3 protein-coding genes and 1 pseudogene are annotated in these 4,102 nt (G+C 72.9%); 1 reads left to right on the top strand and 3 read right to left on the bottom strand.

The window, feature by feature from the left end:
* From H5J30_RS37725 to H5J30_RS37490, 3 genes are all read right to left on the bottom strand, one after another.
* On the bottom strand, nucleotides 1–292 hold a 292-nt coding region (locus H5J30_RS37725), incomplete at its 3' end, for a DUF2510 domain-containing protein (protein ID WP_374101006.1).
* 86 nt (nucleotides 293–378) lie between these two features.
* A complete protein-coding gene (locus tag H5J30_RS20385) occupies nucleotides 379–2,535 on the bottom strand; it encodes a DUF6351 family protein (RefSeq protein WP_181788842.1) in 2,157 nt (718 codons plus the stop codon).
* 220 nt (nucleotides 2,536–2,755) lie between these two features.
* The gene (locus H5J30_RS37490; RefSeq protein ID WP_309505584.1) at nucleotides 2,756–3,190 is read right to left on the bottom strand and encodes an ABC transporter permease family protein; all 435 of its coding nucleotides are present in this window, start codon (nucleotides 3,188–3,190) and stop codon (nucleotides 2,756–2,758) included.
* A 12-nt stretch (nucleotides 3,191–3,202) separates the two neighbouring features.
* Here H5J30_RS37490 and H5J30_RS20375 point away from each other — a divergent pair.
* Nucleotides 3,203–3,737 (top strand): annotated as a pseudogene (locus H5J30_RS20375) (response regulator transcription factor); the annotation flags it as partial.
* Nucleotides 3,738–4,102: the final 365 nt, after the last annotated feature.

Raw genomic sequence — 4,102 nt, 5'->3', positions numbered from 1 at the left:
CTATGCCGAGCGCCAGCGGGCGCCTGCCCGTCCAGCGCTTCCTGCCGTACGGGCCCACGGGGCCCGGTGGTTCCACGTGGCCGCCGGGCGGAGCGTCCCGCGGGGCGGGCCCGGGGAACGGGGCCGGAGCGGGGCCCCCGCCGGCGGCCCCTTCGGGGCTCTGCGCAGGGACATCTGGGGCGACAGCAGCGGGCCTGACCTCGTCCGTCCAGCCTTCACCGTCCCACCTCCGCTCCCTCGGCGACTCCTCGTCGCTCCGGTCCGGGTCGGGATACCACCCTGCAGGTGCCATTCCACTCATGCATGCAGGCTACCCAGGCTCCCTGAGAACGGGATGAGAGCGGTCTGAGCCTTCTACCCGTCCAACTGCGCAAACCCTCAGAAGGTGAGCCAGGTCCCCGCCAGCCCCTGCTGCCCCACTCCCGCCCGCGCGTAGTCGCAGACGCCCCGGTCGAAGACGGCCCGCAGCCGGCGCCACTCGGCGTCCGTCCACGTCACGCCGTACTCGCGCGTGTACGCGTCCCGCCGCGGCGGCTCCGTACGGCACTTGATCACGTCGGTGGCGATGTCCTCGCCCGCGACCTCGCGCGGGAAGGAGTGCGACGGATAGAGCCGCTCGCACGTGCTGTCCGGGTCGCGGTCCAGCGCCTCGGCGACGAACCGGGGCTCGGCGTCGCGGGTGTGGCAGCCCTCCCGCAGCTCCGCGGGCCTCGCCGCCGTGATCTTGTCGATGCGCGGGGCGGCGGAGGTGTCGGCGTCGAGGTTCGTGAGCCAGCGGTCCATCATCACCAGGGAGTGGCGGACCAGCGGGCTGGCGGTGCTCTGGCCGCCGTAGCGGTTGTCCTCCATGAGGCTGACCATGTTGGCCGCGGTGCCGTTGGCCTTCACCAGGCGCTTGCGCATGGACAGGGAGTAGTAGCGCAGGTGGGTGTCGCCCTTGGGGGCGTCGTCGACGTACGCGCGGTACTCGATGATCGGCACGTCCTTCAGACCCCCGCCGCCGTTGGTGAGCCGGCCGGTGCGGTACGCGGTGCGGGTGGCGAGCGGGTCCGCGGCGGTGCGGCCGTCGACGATGCGGGCGTCGTGGTCGTAGCCGCCGACGCGCTCGTTCAGCTCCAGGAACTGCTGCTTGCCGATCGTCCCGGCGGCGAGGGCGCCGAGCCCGTACTGCACGCCGACGTTGTCGAGCGGGCGGCGGGCGAAGCCGGTGCGCGGGTCGGGGCCGTAGACGTTGATGGCGTGGTCGTAGAGGTCGCAGCGCGCGCCGCCGGGGTTGGTCTCCGGGTCGTAGCGCAACTCCTCCGGCAGCACGCCGCAGTTGCCCGTCGGGTCGATGCGCGCGGCGTCGCCCTGGGTGCCGGTGGCGACGGCGTACGAGGCGAAGCCGGTGACGGCGCGCTTCTGCTCCTCGGTCCAGGCCAGGTCGGTGTCCCCGGCGAAGTACTCGGTGAGCAGGCGGGTGTCGGTGACGCGGTTCGTCATCGCGAAGCCGACGTCGGGGAAGGAGCAGGCGGGCAGGATGCCGTCGAGGATGCCCGGGTAGTTGTCGACGATCTGGTACGCCTGGTACGAACCGCCGGAGCAGCCGAAGCCGATGGTGTGGTCGACCGGCCCGTACGCCTCGGTGAACCGCTCCTTGACCGTCATGGCGGTCTCGGCGGCGGTGAGGTCGTGGCAGTTGGCGCCGAAGACGTTCAGGGACGACGACATGACGGCGTACCCCCGGCCGAGCATGAAGGCGTCGGTGACGCCGCCGGTGGTGTTGCCCTGCCGGTACCAGCCGCCGATGCAGCCGCCGCCGAGGGTGTAGACGGCGCGGCCGTTCCAGCCCGCGGGGCGGGTGCGGGGGTCGGGGGCGGGCTCGGCGAGGGGGTCGTGGAGGATCGTCGACTGGTAGATGCCGCGGTTGGCGGTGCCGGTCTCCATCCGCACGATGAACGGGACGGTGTCGCCGGTGGAGGTGGTGGTGCGGCCGAGGTCGGCGGGGTAGGCGGTGGCGCCGGCCGGCCAGGCGGTGTAGACGCCGCCGGTGTTCCGGTAGAAGTAGTCGACGCGGGTCTGCGCGGAGCAGTCGGCGTCGAGGGGGTCGCCGAGGGTGCCGCCGACGACGGGCAGCCGGAAGGTGCCGGTCTCGCAGACGAAGGGCTGCTGGTGCGGACCGGAGAAGACGGGGCCCTGCGCGGGGTGGCCGGTGAGCGCGAGCCGGGCCGCGCGGTGGCCGGGTGCGGTGGCGGTGACGGTGTTGCGGCCGTCGCGTACGCCCTCGACCACTCCGGTGAGGGCGCCGGGGCCGGCGGGGGCGAACTGCGCGGTGACGTCGCGGCCGTTGAGCCGGACGCGGACGTCGCCGGGCTCGGGGGCCTCGACGCGGAGCAGGGCGTTGCCGCCGGTGACGGAGTCGGGGCGGCCGGAGAGCACGTCGAGGTCGACGGGCGGGGACGGCGGGGGTGCGGCGGCCTGGGCGGTGAGGGGAAGGGCGAGAAGGGCGGAGAGCGCGGCGGTGAGGGGGACGAGCAGAGCACGGCGTGGGCGCATGCAGGAGTCCTCCGTTCGTTGCGGCCTACATTTTGACCGTACGCGTTCAATTTCAACGTGGGAAGACACCACCCGGCAATCGGCCCCCTCCGGCCACCCGGGACCCAGGCGCCCCGGACCCCCGCCCCGCCGGCCGCCGGTCACTCGCGCAGGCCGATGCCCTCCACCGGCGGCGTACGCAGCGCGATCCGCGTGGGCAGCAGGATCGCCGCCGGCCCGATCAGCGCCGCCGCGGCGACGATCCCCGCTGCAGCGCGATCCGCGTGGGCAGCAGGATCGCCGCCGGCCCGATCAGCGCCGCCGCGGCGACGATCCCCGCGTACAGCAGCACGGGGAAGTGCGGCAGCAGCGATCCGGTGAGCCCCAGGCTCATCGTGGCCATCGGCAGCAGCGGCACCACCGTCCCCACCGCCACCGCGATGCCCACCACCATCCCGGCCTCCACCCGCATCATCCGCACCACCTGCGCGGTCGGGGCCCCCGCCAGCCGCAGCAGCGAGAACTCCCTGACCCGGCCCAGGGTGGCCAGCACCAGCGTGTTGGCCACCGAGACGGCGAGGTAGCCGAAGACCCGCGCCAGCGGCAGCGCACCGGTCAGCACCGACGCCATGGCCTGCGAGCGCTGCGCCGCCGAGAGGCCGCCCTCGCCCAGCACCTCAAGGCGGCCGTGCGGATCGTGATCGCCGAGGACAACGTCCTGCTGCTGGAGGGCCTGTCCCTGCTGCTGACCAGCGTGGGCCACGAGGTCTGCGCCACGGTGGCGGACGGCGACAGCCTGCTGCCCGTACTCCTGGAGCACGAGCCGGACATCGCCGTCCTGGACGTACGGCTGCCGCCGACGTACCGGGACGAGGGCCTGCGCGCCGCGGTCACCGCCCGCGAGACGCTGCCGGACCTGCCGGTCCTGGTGCTGTCCCAGTACGTCGAGCACGCCTACGCGGCCCGGCTGCTGGCCCAGGGCCCGGCTCATGGTCCGCCGGGTACGCAACGACCCGCTGGCAGCGCTCACCTCGCGCGAACGGGAAGTGCTGTCCCTCATGGCGGAGGGCCACGGCAACGCCGTCATCGCCAAACTGCTGTTCCTCGCGGAGACTTCGGTGAACAAGCACATCGGGAACATCTTCGCCAAACTCGGCCTGCCGGCGACCGACGGCAGCAACCGCCGGGTGCGCGCCGTGCTCACCTACCTCAACTCGATGGATTCCGAGCACGGTCAGCGGTGCAGAAAACTGCACCCGCTAACTGCAGGCAGCCGGAATGCGGGGGCCGCCGGTCGCGGAATAGCGTCGCCGTACGAGGAAAGGCCCGACGGCGAACAGGAAATGCGATGTCCGGATGGCAGCCCCGAAGAGAACGTCCCCTGTGGCCCCGGGTGCTGGCGGCCGTCGTCATCGTGGGCGTGTGCATCAACGTGACGCTCAGCCTGACGTAGCTCACGCGCCGCCGTGCGCTCACGGAGCGTGAGCCTCCGACCAGAGCAATCCAACGGGCGGGACGGGACCCGAGCCCTCAGGCTGATCGAATATGAGAGGAGCGCGAGGTCCCGGCAGACACCGCCGCCCGCACC

The organism is Streptomyces phytophilus, from assembly GCF_013870535.1.
GTDB classification, from domain to species: domain Bacteria; phylum Actinomycetota; class Actinomycetes; order Streptomycetales; family Streptomycetaceae; genus Streptomyces; species Streptomyces phytophilus.
Note: the sequence above shows the minus strand (reverse complement) of the source record. Positions and strands in the feature narration are given on the sequence as shown.